Origin of the sequence: Herbaspirillum frisingense (assembly GCF_047325095.1) — a bacterium.
Lineage (GTDB): Bacteria > Pseudomonadota > Gammaproteobacteria > Burkholderiales > Burkholderiaceae_D > Herbaspirillum > Herbaspirillum frisingense.
In genome coordinates, this window is the sequence record NZ_CP168558.1 from 1,339,359 (window position 1) to 1,357,959 (window position 18,601).

The 18,601-nt window shown below is 63.4% G+C and carries 18 protein-coding genes; 11 read left to right on the top strand and 7 right to left on the bottom strand.

All coding sequences use genetic code 11. The features are described 5' to 3' along the window. Positions 1–43: 43 nt before the first annotated feature. The gene (locus ACEOAC_RS06180; RefSeq protein WP_006464306.1) at positions 44–346 is read right to left on the bottom strand and encodes an antibiotic biosynthesis monooxygenase family protein; all 303 of its coding nucleotides are present in this window, start codon (positions 344–346) and stop codon (positions 44–46) included. Between ACEOAC_RS06180 and ACEOAC_RS06185 the strand changes: the two genes are divergently transcribed. From ACEOAC_RS06185 to ACEOAC_RS06200, 4 genes are all read left to right on the top strand, one after another. Further along, positions 345–743, top strand: a complete 399-nt coding sequence (locus tag ACEOAC_RS06185) for a hypothetical protein (RefSeq protein WP_413444881.1) — start codon at positions 345–347, stop codon at positions 741–743. The two genes, ACEOAC_RS06180 and ACEOAC_RS06185, sit on opposite strands and share 2 nt — an antisense overlap. Next, positions 694–1,989: a solute carrier family 23 protein gene (locus tag ACEOAC_RS06190; protein ID WP_413444882.1), complete on the top strand. Its 1,296-nt coding sequence runs from the start codon at positions 694–696 to the stop codon at positions 1,987–1,989. Before ACEOAC_RS06185 ends, ACEOAC_RS06190 begins: the two co-directional genes overlap by 50 nt. A gap of 283 nt (positions 1,990–2,272) precedes the next feature. Continuing rightward, positions 2,273–2,506, top strand: a complete 234-nt coding sequence (locus ACEOAC_RS06195) for a hypothetical protein (RefSeq protein ID WP_006464308.1) — start codon at positions 2,273–2,275, stop codon at positions 2,504–2,506. 126 nt (positions 2,507–2,632) lie between these two features. Beyond that, positions 2,633–3,646 (top strand): transporter, encoded by a 1,014-nt coding sequence (locus ACEOAC_RS06200; protein ID WP_234294400.1) that lies wholly within the window; start codon positions 2,633–2,635, stop codon positions 3,644–3,646. Positions 3,647–3,776: 130 nt separating this feature from the next. Here the strand turns inward: ACEOAC_RS06200 and ACEOAC_RS06205 are convergent, their stop codons facing one another. Beyond that, on the bottom strand, positions 3,777–4,139 hold the full coding sequence (locus tag ACEOAC_RS06205; protein ID WP_077235571.1) for a hypothetical protein: 363 nt from the start codon (positions 4,137–4,139) through the stop codon (positions 3,777–3,779). A gap of 121 nt (positions 4,140–4,260) precedes the next feature. After that, on the bottom strand, positions 4,261–6,012 hold the full coding sequence (locus ACEOAC_RS06210; RefSeq protein WP_182992780.1) for a glutamine--tRNA ligase/YqeY domain fusion protein: 1,752 nt from the start codon (positions 6,010–6,012) through the stop codon (positions 4,261–4,263). A gap of 301 nt (positions 6,013–6,313) precedes the next feature. On the opposite strand from ACEOAC_RS06210, the gene ACEOAC_RS06215 reads away from it, so the two are divergent. Next, the gene (locus ACEOAC_RS06215) at positions 6,314–6,454 is read left to right on the top strand and encodes a hypothetical protein (RefSeq protein ID WP_166758282.1); all 141 of its coding nucleotides are present in this window, start codon (positions 6,314–6,316) and stop codon (positions 6,452–6,454) included. Positions 6,455–6,497: 43 nt separating this feature from the next. Here ACEOAC_RS06215 and ACEOAC_RS06220 read toward each other — a convergent pair whose 3' ends face one another. From ACEOAC_RS06220 to ACEOAC_RS06230, 3 genes are read right to left on the bottom strand one after another with little or no spacing between them, the layout of a single operon-like run. Beyond that, on the bottom strand, positions 6,498–7,304 hold the full coding sequence (locus ACEOAC_RS06220; protein ID WP_413444883.1) for a LytR/AlgR family response regulator transcription factor: 807 nt from the start codon (positions 7,302–7,304) through the stop codon (positions 6,498–6,500). 39 nt (positions 7,305–7,343) lie between these two features. Then, positions 7,344–8,486, bottom strand: a complete 1,143-nt coding sequence (locus tag ACEOAC_RS06225; RefSeq protein WP_413444884.1) for a sensor histidine kinase — start codon at positions 8,484–8,486, stop codon at positions 7,344–7,346. A 48-nt stretch (positions 8,487–8,534) separates the two neighbouring features. Beyond that, positions 8,535–8,819 (bottom strand): 2TM domain-containing protein, encoded by a 285-nt coding sequence (locus tag ACEOAC_RS06230; protein WP_413444885.1) that lies wholly within the window; start codon positions 8,817–8,819, stop codon positions 8,535–8,537. Positions 8,820–8,983: 164 nt separating this feature from the next. Here ACEOAC_RS06230 and ugpQ point away from each other — a divergent pair, with 164 nt between their 5' ends. The 5 genes from ugpQ (at position 8,984) to ACEOAC_RS06255 (ending at position 14,149) form a co-directional block, all read left to right on the top strand. Further along, a complete protein-coding gene (gene ugpQ, locus ACEOAC_RS06235; protein ID WP_413628745.1) occupies positions 8,984–9,733 on the top strand; it encodes a glycerophosphodiester phosphodiesterase in 750 nt (249 codons plus the stop codon). A 245-nt stretch (positions 9,734–9,978) separates the two neighbouring features. After that, entirely contained in the window at positions 9,979–10,194 is a 216-nt protein-coding gene (locus ACEOAC_RS06240) for a hypothetical protein (RefSeq protein WP_006464316.1), read from the top strand. Between the two features lie 357 nt (positions 10,195–10,551). Further along, the gene (gene alaS, locus ACEOAC_RS06245) at positions 10,552–13,176 is read left to right on the top strand and encodes an alanine--tRNA ligase (RefSeq protein ID WP_241812112.1); all 2,625 of its coding nucleotides are present in this window, start codon (positions 10,552–10,554) and stop codon (positions 13,174–13,176) included. A gap of 23 nt (positions 13,177–13,199) precedes the next feature. Continuing rightward, positions 13,200–13,754, top strand: a complete 555-nt coding sequence (locus ACEOAC_RS06250; protein WP_413444750.1) for an NUDIX domain-containing protein — start codon at positions 13,200–13,202, stop codon at positions 13,752–13,754. Between the two features lie 158 nt (positions 13,755–13,912). Next, the gene (locus ACEOAC_RS06255; RefSeq protein WP_006464319.1) at positions 13,913–14,149 is read left to right on the top strand and encodes a sulfurtransferase TusA family protein; all 237 of its coding nucleotides are present in this window, start codon (positions 13,913–13,915) and stop codon (positions 14,147–14,149) included. A 108-nt stretch (positions 14,150–14,257) separates the two neighbouring features. Here ACEOAC_RS06255 and ACEOAC_RS06260 read toward each other — a convergent pair whose 3' ends face one another. After that, a complete protein-coding gene (locus ACEOAC_RS06260) occupies positions 14,258–15,853 on the bottom strand; it encodes an FMN-binding glutamate synthase family protein (RefSeq protein WP_413444751.1) in 1,596 nt (531 codons plus the stop codon). Between the two features lie 302 nt (positions 15,854–16,155). Between ACEOAC_RS06260 and ACEOAC_RS06265 the strand changes: the two genes are divergently transcribed. After that, positions 16,156–18,321, top strand: a complete 2,166-nt coding sequence (locus ACEOAC_RS06265) for a putative bifunctional diguanylate cyclase/phosphodiesterase (RefSeq protein WP_413444752.1) — start codon at positions 16,156–16,158, stop codon at positions 18,319–18,321. Positions 18,322–18,601: the final 280 nt, after the last annotated feature.

Sequence of the window (18,601 nt, forward strand, 5' to 3'; positions counted from 1 at the left end):
CAATGCGGTGGTGCTGGTGCTGCCGACAATCAGGGGGGCGGGCTTAGACCGATTCGGTCAGCAGCGAGAAATGTTCCACCTGCGGGGCGCCGGCGAAGAAGGGGCCGACGATGCCGCGCCATTCGGTAAAGGCGGGCGATTCGCGGAAGTCCACGGTATGGTTTTCCAGGGTGGCCCAGTACACCATGAGCAGGTAGCGCTCCGGCGATTCGACGCCCTTTTGCACCTTGTGGCCGAGATAGCCGGTGGCCTTGCTGATGGTCTGCGCCAGGCCGCGCTGGATGGCTTCGTCGAATTCGGCTTGCTTGCCGGGTTGGATGCGGATGTCCGCCAGTTCCAGGATCATGTGGTTCTCCATTGTGCAGTGCATAGTCGAGGGTGGCCGCCGGCGCCGTGGTGCGTCGGCGGGCCGCACGATTATCACATTTTCCCCGGAGGCCGGCGTTCAATGGAATTTGTGGTCGGCTGAAAAGCTTTCACGCGCGGCCTGCAGTGGCCTGTTTTGGGGCGTCGTCATGGTGCGCGCAGGTTTTTTGCACCGTCTGGCGGCAAGTCGTGTGGATGCCGAAATCTTTTACGGATTTATTTTGCGTCCACGCGCCGCAGCAATTGTTATTTGGGGCCGCGCTCAATACACTAGCTCCCGTTTTATCTATCCAAAATCAAAACAAATCCACAACGAAAGGGATCTCCATGTCGGGTTCGTATTTCCCCCAATGGCGGCTGCGCCAAAGCACCATTGACGGCCAGGGAGCCGTGATCGCCGCCGACGAGCGGCTGCCTGCGCCACAGACCCTGGCCATGGGGGTGCAGCACGTGGTGGCCATGTTCGGTTCGACCGTGCTGGCGCCGCTGCTCATGGGCTTCGATCCCAACCTGGCGATCCTGATGTCCGGCGTCGGTACGCTGCTGTTCTTCCTGCTGGTGGGCGGCCGGGTGCCGAGCTACCTGGGGTCCAGCTTTTCCTTCATCGGCCTGGTCATTGCGGTGACCGGTTATGCCGGTTCCGGTGCCAATGCCAATCTGGGCGTGGCGCTGGGCGGCATCATCGCCTGCGGTGCGGTGTATGCGGTGATCGGCCTGATCGTGGCCGGCGTCGGTACCCGCTGGATCGAGTCGCTGATGCCGCCGGTGGTGACCGGTGCAGTGGTGGCGGTGATCGGCCTGAACCTGGCGCCGATCGCGGTCAAGGGCGTCTCGGGCAGCAGCTTCGACAGCTGGATGGCACTGGCCACCGTGCTGTGCGTGGGCTTCGTCGCCGTGTTTACGCGTGGCATGCTGCAGCGCCTGCTGATTTTGGTCGGGCTGCTGCTGGCCTATGTCCTGTATGCAGTGCTGGCCAATGGCCTGGGCCTGGGCAAGCCGATCGACTTTGCCAGCGTGGCCAATGCCGCCTGGTTCGGCGTGCCGCACTTTGCCACTCCGGTGTTCCAGGTCAGCGCGATGGCCTTGCTGGCTCCGGTAGCGATCATCCTGGTGGCCGAGAACCTGGGTCACATCAAGGCCGTGTCGGCCATGACCGGCCAGAACCTGGACCGCTACATCGGTCGCGCCTTCATCGGTGACGGCCTGGCGACCATGCTTTCGGGTAGCGTCGGCGGCACCGGCGTGACCACCTATGCCGAGAACATCGGCGTGATGGCCGTGACCAAGATCTACTCCACCCTGGTGTTCGTGGTGGCGGCGGTGATCGCCATTCTGCTGGGCTTCTCGCCCAAGTTCGGCGCGGTGATCCTGACCATCCCCGGGGCGGTGCTGGGCGGTGTATCGATCGTGGTGTTCGGTCTCATTACCGTGTCCGGCGCCCGCATCTGGGTCGAGAACAAGGTCGATTTCTCCAACAATACCAACCTGATCGTGGCGGCCGTGACCCTGGTGCTGGGCGCGGGCGACTTTACCCTCAAGCTGGGCGGCTTCGCGCTGGGTGGCATCGGTACCGCCACCTTCGGGGCGATCATCCTGCATGCGCTGCTCAAGCGTCGGGGTTGATTCCATCCTGACAATGCGTGTGGGCGGGAAGGAAGAGGCCGGTTCGGGTCGGGCCGTTCCCGGCAATCGGCCTTGATGTTCTGTTCGTGCTGAATGTTCGGATATGGCGGAGATTTAGTGAAAATTTCCGTTGAGCAATCTCCGTTTGCTGTCTATACTTTGGCGCGTTGCAGCGCAGCGTCGCCGCCATGGCCCCGGGGGGCCGGGCAGGAGGCCAGGACAGCCTGCTACACGTCGTCGGGCCAGGTCTCTTGCCAGGCTCGCTTATCAGGGGAATCACCGCATGAACTCCGCCATCCGCCTGCCAGCCTTGCTGTGCATCGCCCTCCCTTTGCTGTCGGCCTGTGACGCCCTGGCCGGCAAGAAGGACTACGCCTATTTCCGCCAGCATATGGACGAGGCCAAGTCGGTGTCCGACCAATGCCAGCTCAACGGCACATCGGGCATGAACCAGTCCCAGATCAAGGTCTGCGAAGCCGCCCGCGAAGCCTGGGCCAATCGCAACTTCAACTATTGATCGGCTGAGGCGGCCCGGACGCGGCCCGGACGCGGCCTGGCATCGTCACGGCGCTGTCACAAATCTGTCAAAGACGGTCGTTAGAATGCGGGGTTTTCGATTGCCCTCTTCCCTGACTGGCCGCTCATGCACAATCCGCCGGATACGCCGCAAGCCTTGCACCTGCTCTACGAGCCGGCCGGATTCATCTGCTCCTTCCGTTTCGAGGAGGGCCGTGCGCGCCAGATGAACTGGAACGAGGTGATCGATGATCATCCGGTCGCTCCGGCGTTCAGCTGGCTGCACGTGAAGACGGCCGACGTGAAGATCCAGCAATGGCTGGCCCACCACAGCGGCATCCCCGAATACATCACCGAATTCCTGCTCAGCAGCGACACCCATCCGGGCCTGCATGCCACGCCCGACAGCGTCTACGGCACCTTGACCGACATGAAGATGGAGATCGGCGACACCGGCACCGAGAAGGGGGCGCTGCATTTCTACCTGGACCGCACGCGCCTCCTGACGCTGCGCACCCAGCCGCTGATTTCCACCAACATGCTGCGCCAGAAGGTGTTGGACGGCGGCGATTTCGACAATCCCATGGACCTCTTCGCCGAGCTGCTGCGCTGCCTGGCCGACGGATTCAATGCGCGCCTGGACAAGCTCAACGACAAGGTGGACGACATCGAGTTTTCGGTGCTCTCGGATCGCCGGGCCGAAGACCGGGCCGAGCTCTCCGGGATTCGCCGCCAGTTGGCTGAGCTGCGGCGCTTCATCGCGCCGGAACGCCGCATCCTGGCGCAGTTCCAGCGCTTGCGCCCGTCCTGGGTGCCGCGCGAGGCGCTGGAAGACCTGACCCATGCACTGGACGAACTCAATGAACTGCATTCCACCGTGGAAGCGGTCTATGAACGTGCCAAGCTGCTGCAGGAAGAGATCGCGTCGCAGATGTCGGAGCAGATGAACCGCAACCTGATGGCGCTCTCGATCCTGACCGCGCTGTTGATGCCGGCCACGCTGGTGTCAGGGATTTTCGGGATGAACGTGGCAGGTCTGCCGGGTCTGCATGACGAGACCTCGTTCTGGATCGTGATGGGGCTCATGGGTGGCCTGGGGGTGGCGACCGTGGCCTTCCTGCGGTGGATGAAGATCTTCTGAGGAAGATCTTCCAGATGGCGCTTGAGCTGCTCGAGGTGCCTTGTGCGCTTGAGGTGCCTTGTGCGCTTGAGGCGCTTTGGGCGCTTGAGGCGCTTTGGGCGCTTCAGGTGCGGCAGGCACCTGCAGCGTTTCAGTCGCGTGTTGCCATGGCTTCCTCGCTCTCGCGGATCAGCTTGTCGATGTCCAGGTTGTCCACTGCTTCCACCCGCAACGACAGCGGGCGCCACAGCGAATACAGCCACAGGCCGATGGTGCAGAGCGTGCCCAGGAACAGGGTGATGAAGCCCGAGAGGAACAGCCCGATGAAGGGCGAGGCGATCAGGCCGTCATAACCGATCAGGTGCTTGCCGTCCCAGGTGATGGTCTGGGCGCCGAATAACGACAAGACCCCCATCAGGGTCGAAAACGGTACCAGCGAAAACGTGGTGCCGATGGCCAGCAGCTTGTAGATGGACGCCATCGACATGCGCTGGATCTTGATCTGCTCGAACATGAGCCTTCCCCTTGCTCGTCCGCGTGGAGTTGTCCACGCCGCTGCGCCTTCCCGTGCACGGACGGCGTAGCGCATGGCGCCGCCCGCGTGGCCTTGCGGCCGGTTCCCCGGAATACCGGGATTACTTGCCCCAGCTGTCCTTGAGCGTGACCGCGCGGTTGAAGATCGGCTGGCCTTCGGTCGAGTCGACGCGGTCGGCCACGAAGTAGCCGTGGCGTTCGAACTGGTAGATCTCGCCCGGCTTGGCGTTCTTAAGGGTCGGCTCCAGGTAGGCGGTGATGACTTCCTTGGAGTTCGGATTCAAGGCTGCCAGGAAGTCCTTGCCGCCGGCATCCGGATGCGGGTCCGAGAAGAGGCGGTCGTACAGGCGCACTTCGGTGGCCAGGGCGTGGTCCGCGCTGACCCAGTGCAGGTTGCCCTTGACCTTGTAGTTGGAGCTGCCTTCGGTGCCGCTCTTGCTGTCTTCGAAGTAGTTGCAGTGGACGGCGATGACGTTGCCGTGCTCGTCCTTGTCGCAGCCGGTGCATTCGACCACGTAACCGTAGCGCAGGCGCACCTTGTTGCCGGGGAAGAGGCGGAAGTAGCCCTTGGTCGGCACTTCCATGAAGTCTTCACGTTCGATCCACAGTTCCCGGGTAATGGGGAAGTGACGGTGGGCGGTGTCGTGTTCCGGGTGCGCCGGCGGATAGACCGGGGCGCTGCAATCGATGGACACGCCTTCGGGGAAGTTGTCGATGATCAGCTTCAACGGACGCAGCACGGCCACCGCGCGCGGGGCCTTGGGGTCGAGGTCTTCGCGCAGTGCGCCTTCGAGCACGCTGAAGTCGATCCAGCTGTTGTTCTTGGAGGCGCCGGTGCGGTCGCACATCAGGCGGATCGCTTCCGGGGTATAGCCGCGACGGCGCAGGCCGACGATGGTGGGCATGCGCGGGTCGTCCCAGCCGGAAACGATCTTTTCATCCACCAGCTGGCGCAGCTTGCGCTTGCTGGTGATGATGTATGTCAGGTTCAGGCGGGCGAATTCGTACTGGTGCGGCAGCGGCTTCTTGAAGAAACCTTCCTCGGCCAGTTGCTCCAGCAGCCAGTCGTAGAAGGGGCGCTGGTCTTCGAACTCCAGGGTGCAGATGGAGTGGGAGATGTTTTCCAGGGCGTCCTCGATCGGATGCGCGAAGGTGTACATCGGGTAGACGCGCCACTTGTCGCCGGTGTTGTGGTGGGTGGCATGGCGGATGCGGTAGATGGCCGGATCGCGCAGGTTCATGTTGGGGCTGGCCATGTCGATCTTGGCGCGCAGGATCAGGGAGCCGTCGGGATGCTTGCCGTCGCGCATTTCATCGAACAGGCGCAGCGACTCCTCGGCCGGGCGGTCACGCCAGGGCGAGTTCTTGCCGGGTTCGGTGAGGGTGCCGCGGTTCTCGCGCATCTGCTCGGCGTTCTGCTCGTCCACATAGGCCAGGCCCTTGCGGATCAGCGCTTGGGCGCAGGCGTACATGACGTCGAAGTAGTTGCTGGCGTAGTACAGGTGCGACTTGCCCTCGTGCTCCCAGGAGAAGCCCAGCCACTTGACCGAGTCGAGGATGGTGTCGACGTACTCCTGCTCTTCCTTTTCCGGGTTGGTGTCGTCGAAACGCATGTGGCAGCGGCCGGCGTAGTCGGCGGCCAGGCCGAAGTTCAGGCAGATCGACTTGGCGTGGCCGATGTGCAGGTAGCCGTTGGGCTCGGGCGGAAAACGGGTCACCACCTGCGGCAGGGCCTCGCCCTGACCGTTGCTGCGCTCGGCGTAGGTGCCGGAAACCAGATCGGATTCGATGATGCCGCGCAGGAAATTGGTGGAGGGGGCAGGGGTGTGACCGTTTTTCAGTTCGTTGCTCATGAGATGAATCGGAGGAATGCCTGTTTATTCAGATGGCAAGCATTTTACCGCACGTGCCCGATTTCAACGGGCTTTGCGGCTGCCAGGGCCAGATTTTTTGCCGGGAGACAACGCATGGTCCAGCTTGGTGATCAGGCTGATTGTCTTGGGAGACACTTTTCTTGTTACACAAGATACGGGTGGGAATTACCTGTCAGGAGGGGCGGCTGGCAATCTGCGCCCATGACTTGGCAGCGTGCCGGGTCAGGTAAACATTCCCGGCCCCTTGCAGGCAGGGGGGGCAAGAAAAAGGAGCGCAATCATGAATCGACTGATCAAACTGGTCGTCGCCGCCAGTGTGGCGGCTGCAACCCTCTCGGCCTGCGTGGTGGTGCCGGCCGGACCGCCGCAACCGCACTATTACCGTCCTTATTACGGCCCGGGTTATTACTACGGGCGCTGATCGGCCGCCGATCGGTCGCTGATATTCCCGGTACTGGCCTGGATCACATCTGCCTGAACAGATGGGCGAAGAGGCGACTCACCGGCAGCCGCTGGCCGTCAGGTCGGCCATGCAGGGTGAGCCACAGCTTGCCCGCTTCGTCGCGCTGCGCGGCCTGTATCTGACGGGCCTGGACCACGATGCCGCGATGGACCTGCCAGAACTGCTGCGGGTCCAGTTGCGGGATCAGTTCCCGCAGGCTGGTACGGATCAGGGCCTCGCCCTCGGCGGCGACCACGTTGACGTATTTGTCGGTGGCTTCGAAGTACAACACGTCCTGTACCGGGATCATCCTCACCCGGCTGCCCACGGCGGCGCGGATGAAGTCCAGCCGGGGTGGTTTGTCGCCGGGAGCGGGCAGGGCCAGCGCGCGCAACTGTGCCAGGGCGTGCTCCAGGTGGGCCTCCTGGCTGCTGGCGGCGCGCTGGGCCAGCAGGGTTTGCAGGCGGCTGACCGTCACCGCCAGGCGTTCGCGGGTGACCGGCTTGAGCAGGTAATCGACGGCGGCGCGTTCAAAGGCCTGCACCGCATAGTCGTCATAGGCCGTCACGAACACCAGCAGCGGGAAGGGCCGCTGCGCCGGCCATTCCTCCCCCAGTTGCGCCGCCACTTCCAGCCCGCTCAGTCCGGGCATCCGGATATCCAGAAACAGCACATCGGGCAGGGTCGCCAGCGTCAGCTCCAGCGCCTCGATGCCATTGGCCGCCAGTTGCGGCGGTGGCAGTGCCGGCCAGGCCTGGGCCAGTGCCTGCCGGAGCGCCTGGGCCAGCAGGGGTTCGTCTTCGGCGATCAGCGCTGTAGGGACGGCCATGATGGCTCCAGAGTGAAGGATTCTTCAGACAAGGTTTTTTCAGGCATCCAGGGCGCGGTTGTGGCGCGTGGTGCGGTGGGCGCTCCTGAGTGCCTTCAGCGGGATGGTGATCTGCGCCATGGCGCCGGCCGGGACGTTGTGGGTGATGATCAGTTCGGCCAGCGGGCCATAGAGCGTGACCAGACGTTCGCGGATATTGTCCAGGCCGAAATGCATGCCGATCACCGGCTCCTTCTGCGGTGGTGGCTGGTTCAGGCTGATGCTGGTGGGCAGGCCGGCACCGGTATCGAGCACGCTCAGGACCAGCATGTCGTTATGCACGGCGGCGCGCACGGTGCAGTTGCCGCCGTCGACCTTGGGTTCGAGGCCGTGCTTGATGGCGTTTTCGACCAGGGGCTGCAGCAGCATCGGTGCCAGCCTGAGGCGGCCCAGGTGTTCCGGCAATTGCAGGGTATAGGACAGGCGCATGCCCATGCGCAGCGACATCAATCCCAGATAGGCCTTGATCAGGTCGAATTCCTTTTGCAGCGAGGTGCTGTCGGCGCGCGAGGCCGACAGGGTGGTGCGCAGGTATTGCACCAGCTGGTTGAGCATCAGCTCGGCCTGCAGCGGATCGGTGCTGATCAGCGACTGCAGCGTGGCCAGGGTATTGAACAGCATGTGCGGCTCGATCTGGGCTTGCAGCATCTGCAGCTGGGCCTGCACGGCCTGCTTCTCGACCTGGGTGGCGTGGGCTTCCAGGGCGGCCATCTTCTGGCGGTTCCAGAAGAACAGGGTGGCGCCGAAACAGACCAGGAAGGTCAGCACGATGACCGCGATGATGTTGTCGCTATGCTCCGGCACCAGGCTCAGGATGGGCTGGCCCATCAAGAGGCTGGCCAGCACCCGGCCCAGCAGTACCGCCAGCGGTGCCATCACCACGATCACCAGCAGCATGCCCAGCTTGTTGGGTGCGTCGTTACCCCACAGCAGCAGGCGGCTGCCGTTGATGAACAGCATGGCGAGCAGGCCGATGCACATCGATACCTGCAGGTTTTCATAGAAGCTGCCGCCGATGCGCAGCAGGTAGGTGACGGCCAGCGCGCACAGCAGGTTGATCACCAGCGTGGGCAGCAGGGCCAGCGCCAGTTCGCGCAGCAGCAGGAGCAGGCGGGGCGGGACGGAAGTATCGTGTGGGGTCATGCGGTCCTGGGAGAGTGCAAACAAGCGGCCGAGGGGCGCGCTGCCCGCTCAGCGGCGGCGCAGTTCGCGCGCGATCATCGCCTTGTTCCAGTCGGCGGGAAAGCGCCCGAATACGCTCAAGGCGTGGAATAGTACCCCGATTCCCCAGCCAAGGAGAGGCCCGATGCTCCACCAGTGAGGATGCGGGGTGAGCAGGTTGGCCAGCATCAGCCCGGCATTGACCACCAGGTAGATCGCCAGATGCCGGAAAAAGCCCAGCTGGCGTGCCACGCGCCGCTCGGCGCACAGGTAGTCGGGATGGGTGGTGTCGTTGTAAAGCTCGGTATCTCGCATGGCGCTCTCCTTGTCTGGCTGCCTGGGTGATCATGCCCGCAGCATGCGCGCCGGCCGGGTGCGGGGCCAGCGCCGTGCGACCAACGGTAGCAGCGCGGGTGCCGGATGCTTGAAGCGCGGCGTGATCTGCACTACCTTATGCGGCCCACCCTTCGGAGAACTTCATGTGGCCCTATCCCAGGATTCTTGCTCATCGCGGCGGCGGCACGCTGGCGCCGGAAAACACGCTGGCCGGTTTTCGCGCCGGTCTGCAGCACGGTTATCGTGCAGTGGAGTTCGATGTCATGCTCACCCGCGATGAGGTCCCGATCCTGATGCACGATCCCCAGCGCGGGCGCACCCTGCCCGGCAGCGGGCGCATCGCCGAGACCGACTGGGCCGAGTTGCGCGAGCTGGAAGCCGGTGCCTGGCGTGACTCCGCCTTTGCCGGCGAGCGCATTTGCACCCTGGAGCAGTGCCTGGATTTCTGCCTGCAACAGGGCATCTGGATGAACGTCGAGATCAAGCCGGCCGCGCCGGAACATGCGCGGCGCACCGCCGAGCTGACCGCGCAGGCGGTGGCGCGGCGCTTTGCCGGAGTCAGCGGTGCCGCCTTGCCGGTGCTGTCCTCGTTCTCGTTCGAGGCCCTGCTGGCTGCGCAGGAGACCGCGCCGCAGTTGCCGCGCGGCTTCCTGGTGGATGTGATCCCGGAAGACTGGCAGCAGCGCCTGGCGCAGTTGCAGGCGGTCGCCCTGCATACCAACCACAAGCACCTGACCCCGGCCCTGGCGGCCAGCGTCAAGGATGCTGGCGTGGGCCTGTTCTGCTACACCGTCAACGATACGGCACGTGCCGCCGAAATCCGCGCCTGGGGCGTGGATGCCTTCTGCACCGACCGCATCGACCTGATCGCCGCCGATGCCTGGGCAGCGTGAACGGGGGAGGCTCTTGCTAGCGGGCATCGCGCAGCGTGGAAATGAACGGCAAATCGCGCTCTTACCGGCGGACTGAATCATGGCTCGCCCGCTATGATTTCCCTGCGGTCGACGCTGTCAGCCAAAGTTGTCAGGATGCTGTCAACGTCTCGCAAAAGCCCTGCGTTAAGGAAACACAAGGCCGGCGCCCGTGAGCACGCCGGTGGACTTGTGGAGCACACAACACTGAGAGATAGAGGAAAACGATGAAGATCAACAAACTGCTGGCCGCCGTACTCGTCGCCGCCTTCGCCATGCCAGTCATGGCCCAGCCCGCACCGGCAGCGGCTCCCGCAGCCGAAGCGCCGGCCGCCAAGCCTGCTCACAAGAAGCACAAGAAGCACGCCAAGAAAAAGCAGAAGAAGCACAAGAAGCACGCCAAGAAGGCCGCGCCGGCAGTGCCCATCAACAAGGGCGCCTGATTGCGGTTGCCGCCGGCCGGAAGACCTGGCCGGTGACCTGCTTTACCGGAAGGTCAGGCTGACATTGTTAAGGACCGGGGAGCGCAGGGTAGCGCGCAGTACCGGGTCAGCCGAACCTGTAACCCGTCCGGGGTCATCCCGGCGGGTTTTTTTTAGTCCGTCGTTGCGGGGCGTCACGGCGAGCTGGTGGCGCCTGCATGAGCTTGCACGAGGCTGCCCGAGGGGACCCTTGAAGCCCGCCCATCGGCGCCGGATCACGTATAATCATCGGTTCGCAATCGTTTTTTGCACCGACTATCATCCGGGCCGAATCTGCCTCTTTCCGGCGGCATCAGGTCCATTTATCCGTCTTCGAACATGAACTCAGCCGAAATTCGCGACAAGTTTCTGAAATTCTTTGAATCCAAAGAACACACCATCGTCCGTTCCTCCAGCCTGGTGCCGGGCAATGACCCGACCCTGCTGTTCACCAATTCGGGCATGGTTCAGTTCAAGGACGTGTTCCTGGGCACCGACAAGCGCAACTACGTGCGCGCCACTTCCGTGCAGCGCTGCCTGCGCGCCGGCGGCAAGCACAATGACCTGGAAAACGTCGGCTACACCGCGCGCCACCATACCTTCTTCGAAATGCTGGGCAACTGGTCCTTCGGCGACTACTTCAAGCGCGAATCGCTGAAGTGGGCCTGGGAGCTGCTGACCCAGGTCTATGGCCTGCCGGCCGACAAGCTCTGGGCCACGGTCTACCAGACCGATGACGAGGCCTACGACATCTGGACCAAGGAAATCGGCCTGCCGCCGGAGCGCGTGGTGCGCATCGGCGACAACAAGGGTGCGCCCTATGCCTCCGACAACTTCTGGCAGATGGCCGAGACCGGCCCCTGCGGCCCCTGTTCGGAAATCTTCTATGACCACGGTCCGGACGTCTGGGGCGGCCCCCCGGGTAGCCCGGACGCCGACGGCGACCGCTACATCGAAATCTGGAACAACGTGTTCATGCAGTTCGACCGCCAGCTGGACCCGGCCACCGGCGAATACACCCTGACCCCGCTGCCGGCGCCCTGCGTCGATACCGGCATGGGCCTGGAACGCCTGGCGGCCATCCTGCAGCATGTGCACAGCAACTACGAGATCGACCTGTTCCAGGCACTGATCAAGGCCGCTGCCCGCGAAACCGGCATCAGCGACCTGTCCAACGCCTCGCTGCGCGTGATCGCCGACCACATTCGCGCGACTTCCTTCCTGATCGTCGACGGCGTCATCCCCGGCAATGAAGGTCGCGGCTACGTGCTGCGCCGTATCATCCGCCGCGCCCTGCGTCATGGTCACAAGCTGGGCCAGACCAAGCCCTTCTTCCACAAGCTGGTCAAGGACCTGGTGCTGCAGATGGGCGCCGCCTATCCGGAACTGCCGGAAGCCGCCGAGCGCGTCGAGATGGTCCTGAAGCAGGAAGAAGAACGTTTCGGCGAAACCCTGGAACACGGCATGAAGATCCTGGAAGCCGCACTGGCTGCCAATACCGGCAAGCTGGACGGCGAGACTGCCTTCACCCTGTACGACACCTACGGTTTCCCGCTGGACCTGACCGCCGACATCTGCCGCGAGCGCAATGTCGAACTGGATGAGGCCGGCTTCAACGCCGCCATGGAACGCCAGAAGAGCGCCGCCCGCGCCGCCGGCAAGTTCAAGATGGCTGCTGCCATCGAGTACACCGGTGACAAGACCCGCTTCGTCGGCTACGAATCCCTGGCCCAGCAGGCCAAGGTGGTGGCGCTGTACGTGGCCGGCAGCCCGGTGCAGAAGATCGAGGCCGGCCAGGACGCCATCGTGGTGCTCGATACCACCCCGTTCTACGCCGAATCCGGCGGCCAGTCGGGAGATGCCGGTGCGCTGGAAGCGGCCAATGCCCTGTTCGCCGTGGCCGATACGCACAAGATCCAGGCCGATGTGTTCGGTCACCATGGTCAACTGATCAAGGGTAGCCTGGCCATCGGCGACGCCGTCGAGGCCAAGGTCGATGCCGACCAGCGCGCGCGCACCATGCGCAACCACTCGGCCACCCACCTGATGCACAAGGCCCTGCGTGAAGTGCTGGGTTCGCATGTGTCGCAGAAGGGTTCGCTGGTGGATGCCGACAAGACCCGGTTCGACTTCAGCCACAACGCGCCGATGACCGCCGACGAAATCCGTCGCGTGGAAGACATCGTCAACCGCGAAGTGCTGGCCAACGTCGCCACCGGCGCCCAGCTGATGGCTTACGACGACGCGATTGCCGCCGGCGCCATGGCGCTGTTCGGCGAAAAGTATGGCGACCAGGTGCGCGTGCTCTCCATCGGTACTTCCACCGAACTGTGCGGCGGTACCCACGTGACCCGTACCGGTGATATCGGCCTGTTCAAGATCGTCTCCGAAGGTGGCGTCGCGGCCGGCATCCGCCGGGTTGAAGCGGTCACCGGCGAAGGCGCGCTGGCGCTGGTGCAGTCGCTGTCGGCCCGGGTGGCCGAGGCCGCTGCCGCCCTGAAGACCCAGCCGGAAGAACTGTTGCCGCGCATCGGCCAGGTGCAGGATCAGGTCAAGGCGCTGGAAAAGGAGCTGGCATCGCTGAAGTCCAAGCTGGCCTCCAGCCAGGGCGACGAACTGGTGAGCCAGGCCGTCGACATCAACGGCATCAAGGTGTTGGCGGCAACGCTGGAAGGCGCCGACGTGGCGACCCTGCGCGAGACCATGGACAAGTTGAAGGACAAGCTCAAGACCGCCGCCATCGTGCTGGGCAGCGTCAAGGATGGCAAGGTCAGCCTGATCGCAGGCGTGACGGCCGATGCCACCGCCAAGGTCAAGGCCGGCGAACTGGTCAACTTCGTCGCCCAGCAGGTGGGCGGCAAGGGTGGCGGTCGTCCCGATATGGCCCAGGCCGGTGGTACCGAGCCGGCGGCCCTCCCGGGCGCCCTGCAGGGCGTGGCGGGCTGGGTCCAGTCCAAACTGTAAGCCGACACCGGCGCGGAGCACTCATGAGCGATTTCAAGTTCTGCCCGGTCTGCGCAGCATCGCTGGTGCTGCGCGCCGATGAAGGCGAGGCGGGCAAGGTCCGCCTGGCCTGTCCTGAAGGCCATTGGACGCATTGGGACAACCCGCTGCCGGTGCTGGCCGCGCTGGTCGAAATCGACGGCAAGATGTTGACGGCACGCAATGCCGCCTGGGCTGAGGGGCGCTTTGCCCTCATCACCGGTTTCATGGAACGCGACGAGACGCCCGAGCAGGGCATTGCCCGCGAACTGAAGGAAGAGACCGATCTGGACGCCCAGTACATCGAGCTGATCGGTGTCTATGAATTCATGCGCAAGAACGAGCTGATCATCGCCTACTACGTCAAGGCGAGCGGGGTGATCAAGCTCTCGCCGGAGCTGGTGGAGTATCGCCTGTCGGATCCGGCCGATCTGCGACCCTGGCCGGCCGGAACCGGCCATGCCGTGGCCGACTGGATGCGTCAGCGCGATCTGGATGTGCAGTATGTGGAATTTGCCGGTTCCACTACGCCCATCGAGGCGCCGGTGGTGCTGAAGTAATCAAGGCGACAACAAAGTGGTGCCGATGCCCGTTGCAGCAAAAAGCTTGCTTCTGCACAAGCTTAGTGCGGCGAAAACAACAGAACTTGTGCAATGCATCAAGTCGGCGCATTTTGCAGTAGAATCGTTTTCGTTGTGATCCATTTTGAGTCGAAGTAATGACCATTCAATTTCACCGGGAACTTGATGCGCGCGGTCTTAACTGCCCGCTGCCCATCCTCAAGACCAAGAAAGCCCTGGCCGATATGGCCAGTGGACAGGTGCTCAGGGTGACCGCCACCGATACCGGTTCGGTGCGCGATTTCCAGGCTTTTGCCAAGCAGACCGGCAACGATCTGCTGGAGCAATCGCAGAATGATGAACATGAGTTCATCTTCTTCATGAAGCGCAAGTAGATTTCTGCCATGCCAGCAATGGCTGGCAGCATGAAAAAACCCGCAACTCTCCGAGCTGCGGGTTTTTTGTTGTCCGTCGCCAGGCGGTCGAGCAGCCGCCCGGGCGCTTCAGAATTCCGGGTGGAAACTTTCGGCGCGGGCGATGGGCCAGAACTTCTCATAGACCCGATAGCGGTAATTGCCGTCGATCAGGTCGTTGGGCTGGAGATACTTGAGCACGTTGGACATCAGTTGGATCTCGTGATCGTTGATGCGCCGCACGATGTGATGCGGACGCAAGGCCGAGGTGTGAGGCAATCCGGCGGCTTGCACCAGTTCCTGCAGCGCGTGCAGGGTGCTCTGGTGGAAACGATGCACACGCTCGGCCTTGTCCGGGACGACCAGCGCGCGGGCGCGATTTGCGTTCTGGGTCGCCACGCCGGTGGGGCAGCGGTCGGTATGGCAGCTCTGCGACTGGATGCAACCCAGGGCGAACATGAAGCCACGCGCCGAATTGCACCAGTCCGCTCCCAGCGCCAGCGTACGCGCCACGTCGAAGGCGGTGACGATCTTGCCACTGGCGCCGATCTTCACCTTGTCGCGCAAGCCGATGCCCACCAGGGTGTTGTGCACCATGACCAGCCCTTCCTGCAGCGGCATGCCGACGTGGTCCACGAATTCCAGGGGCGCGGCGCCGGTGCCGCCCTCGGAGCCGTCCACGGTAATGAAGTCGGGCACGATGCCGGTCTTGAGCATGGCCTTGGCGATGCCGAAGAATTCCCAGGGATGGCCCACGCACAACTTGATGCCGACCGGCTTGCCGCCGGACAGGCCGCGCAGCTTCTCGATGAATTCCAGCAGCCCGATGGGGTTGGAGAAGGAAGAGTGCACCGCTGGCGAAATGCAGTCCACGCCCATGGGAATGCCACGGGTGGCGGCGATTTCCGGGGTGATCTTGGCCGCCGGCAACACGCCACCGTGGCCGGGTTTGGCGCCTTGCGACAGCTTCACCTCGATCATCTTGATCTGCGGTGACTGCGCCTGGGCCGTGAATTTTTCTTCATTGAAGCTGCCATCGGCATTGCGGCAGCCGAAATAGCCGGAGGCGATCTGCCAGACCAGGTCGCCGCCGAATTCACGGTGGTATTCGGAGACCGAGCCTTCGCCGGTGTCATGGGCGAAATTGCCTTTCTTGGCACCCTGGTTCAGTGCCCGGATGGCATTGGCCGAGAGCGAGCCGAAACTCATCGCCGAGACATTGAAGACCGACATCGAATACGGCTGGGCACGATCAGCGCCGACCGTTACGCGGAAGTCGTGGCTGGCGATCTTGGTCGGGGACAGCGAATGGCCGATCCATTCATGGCCGGCCTGTTGCATGTCCAGTTCGGTACCGAAGGGGCGGCTGTCGACCTCGGCCTTGGCACGCTGGTAGACGATACTGCGCTTCTTGCGCGAGAACGGGCGGCCGTCCATTTCATCTTCGAAGAAATACTGGCGCAGCTCCGGACGGATCGATTCGAACATGAAGCGGAAATGGCCGATCAGCGGATAGTTGCGCAGCACGGCGTGGCGCCGTTGTATCAGGTCATGGATGCCCAGCACGCTCAAGGCCAGCGGAATCAAGACCCAGGCCCAGTTCAGGGCATGGGTGGCCGCCAGTGCCAGCAGGACGACGGTCAGTACGAGCACCGCCCAGAAAACCAGATACCGATTTGCCCACATGGAAAAGTCCGTTTGTTGTCATTGTTGAACCGGTACCGACCAGTTGGTCAGTAGGCGGGGTTAGCAGGATTCTAACGCCCTGGGGCCAGCCGCGTGCGGGACGAACTGAGGGGTGTTTCCCGTCGATTTAGCGGTAAGGGCCGTCGCTGACGGCACGCGGGCCCGTTACGCGGGCAGTGGGCATCCTTATTGCTTTGCCGAATCATCACGCTGGCCGCCTTGGGGATTCGGCAGCCTGGCGTCCTCCATCTCCACAACCACACCAGCTCCTGCTCAGCAGAGGCGAGAGACACGATGTCGTTATGAAAACAGTTGCTTCACGCGCCCTGTGCCGCCATGAGCCAGGCCGGGACCAGGCCGTCGTGGCCATGGCGCGCCCGCCGCGCCTGCTGGAAACCTTGCTGGCCAACCTCGATGGCATGGTCTACCGTTGCCGCGACGACGCCTACTGGACCCTGGAATTCGTCAGCGACGGTTGCCAGGCGCTGACCGGCTACGCCCCGGGTGACCTGTTGCTCAACAGCCGCTTGTCCTTCCTGGAGCTGACCCACCCGGATGACCGCGACATGGTGCGCGCGCATATCGAGACATGCCTGCGCGAGCGCCGTCGCATCGATATCGAATATCGCATCGTGCATGCTGACGGCAGCCTGCGCTGGGTGTGGGAGCGGGGCGTGGGCCTGTACAACGCGGCCGGCAAGGTGGAGGCCCTGGAAGGCTTCCTGCAGGACGTGACCGAACGCAAGGAAGCCGCCCAGGCGCTGCAGGAAGCCGAGCGACGCTATCGCAGCATCTTCGAGAATGCCATCGAGGGGGTGTTCCAGACCACGCCCGACGGCACCTACATCGCCGTGAATCCTGCCCTGGCGCGCATCTACGGCTATCACTCGCCGGAAGACCTGATCGTGGGCCTGCGCGATATCAGCCACCAGCTCTATGTGGAGCCGGAGCGGCGGACCGAATTCATGCGCCTGATGGAGCAGCATGGCTCGGTGTCCAATTTCGAGTCGCGGGTGTACCGACGCGATGGCGACATCATCTGGATTTCCGAGAATGCGCGCGCGGTCTACGACGACGCCGACAAGCTGATCTGCTACGAGGGCACGGTGGAAGCCATCACCGAGCGCAAGCTGTACGAAGCCGAGATGCGCCACCAGGCCACCCATGATGCCCTGACCGGCTTGCCCAACCGCAACATGCTGCACGAACACCTGCAGCGCGCCATCCAGGTGGCGCGCCAGAAGGGTGGCCTGACGGCGGTGGTGTTCGTGGACCTGGACCAGTTCAAGTTCATCAATGACAGCCTGGGCCACCAGGTCGGGGACGAATTGCTCAAGACCGTGGCGCAGCGCCTGCAAGCCTGCCTGCGCGATACCGATATGGTGGCGCGCCAGGGCGGCGACGAATTCGTGCTGGTGCTGCAGAACCAGACCGGCGGCGAGCAGGGCATTGCCGAGGTCATGCAACGTATCCTGGCGGCTGTGGCGCGCCCCTGGCAGGCCGGAGACCGTGAATTCCAGGTCACCGCCAGCATCGGCGTGAGCCGCTATCCGGCCGATGGCAAGGATGTGGAAACCCTCCTGAAGCAGGCCGACTCGGCCATGTACCGGGCCAAGGAGCAGGGACGCAACAACTTCCAGTTCTTCGCTCCATGGATGGATACCCAGGTCAGCAACCGCCTGGAAATGCTGATCAACCTGCGTCGGGCGCTGGATCAGGACGAGTTCAAGCTGTACTACCAGCCCAAGCTCAGCTTGAAGGATGGCAGCGTCATCGGTGCCGAGGCCCTGATCCGCTGGCAGTCGCCCGAGCAGGGCATGGTGCCGCCGGACCGCTTCATTCCCTTCGCCGAGGATGCCGGCCTGATCGTGCCCATCGGCGAATGGGTGTTGCGCACCGCCTGTCACCAGAACAAGTGCTGGCAACAGGCCGGTTTGCCGACCATTCCGGTGGCGGTGAACCTGTCGCCGCGGCAGTTGAACCAGAGCCTGCCGGATTTCGTCAGCGATGTGCTGGCCCAGAGCGGGCTGGCGCCATCCTGCCTTGAGCTGGAAATCACCGAGAACGTGGTCATGAAGGATGCCGAAAAAAGCGTGGCGACCCTGCATGCCTTGAAGCGCCTGGGCCTGCAGATCTCGGTGGATGACTTTGGCACGGGGTATTCCAGCCTGTCGTATCTGCGGCGCTTCCCGGTGGATGCGCTGAAGATCGACAAGTCCTTCGTGCGCGATATCGCCCGCGATGCCGACAGTGCGGCCATCGTCAAGGCGGTCATCTCCCTGGCCCATATCCTGAACCTGCGCGTCATCGCAGAAGGTGTGGAGGATGAGGAGCAGCATGCTTTCCTGAAGGAAAATGCCTGTGATGAGGTGCAGGGTTATTACTTTGGAAAGCCGATGGCGGTGGCCGATTTCACCGAATGGCTGACCCGGCGTGCGGGAAGCGGCCTGCCGGCGCCAGGTAAATAATCGTGCACGGGGTGCAACAGGCTCCATCCACGGAAATCTTTGTGCTACACTCCGCGCAGAACTTTTTAATGCCTTGCGCCCGACCGCCGCAGCCTGTGCGGACAACAAAGTCTCCATGACGCAAGGCCGGTAGTTGAAAAGGTGCCAGTCGGCCGTCCGCAACCCCGCGACATGACGGCTTTGCGAAAGCGCGATACCTCCGCGACGCCGATTTGCCCGGGTCTTAGATTCCAGCTCATTCAATCTCCAAACACCGGAAGGTAGCGCCGCCGCATCCAGC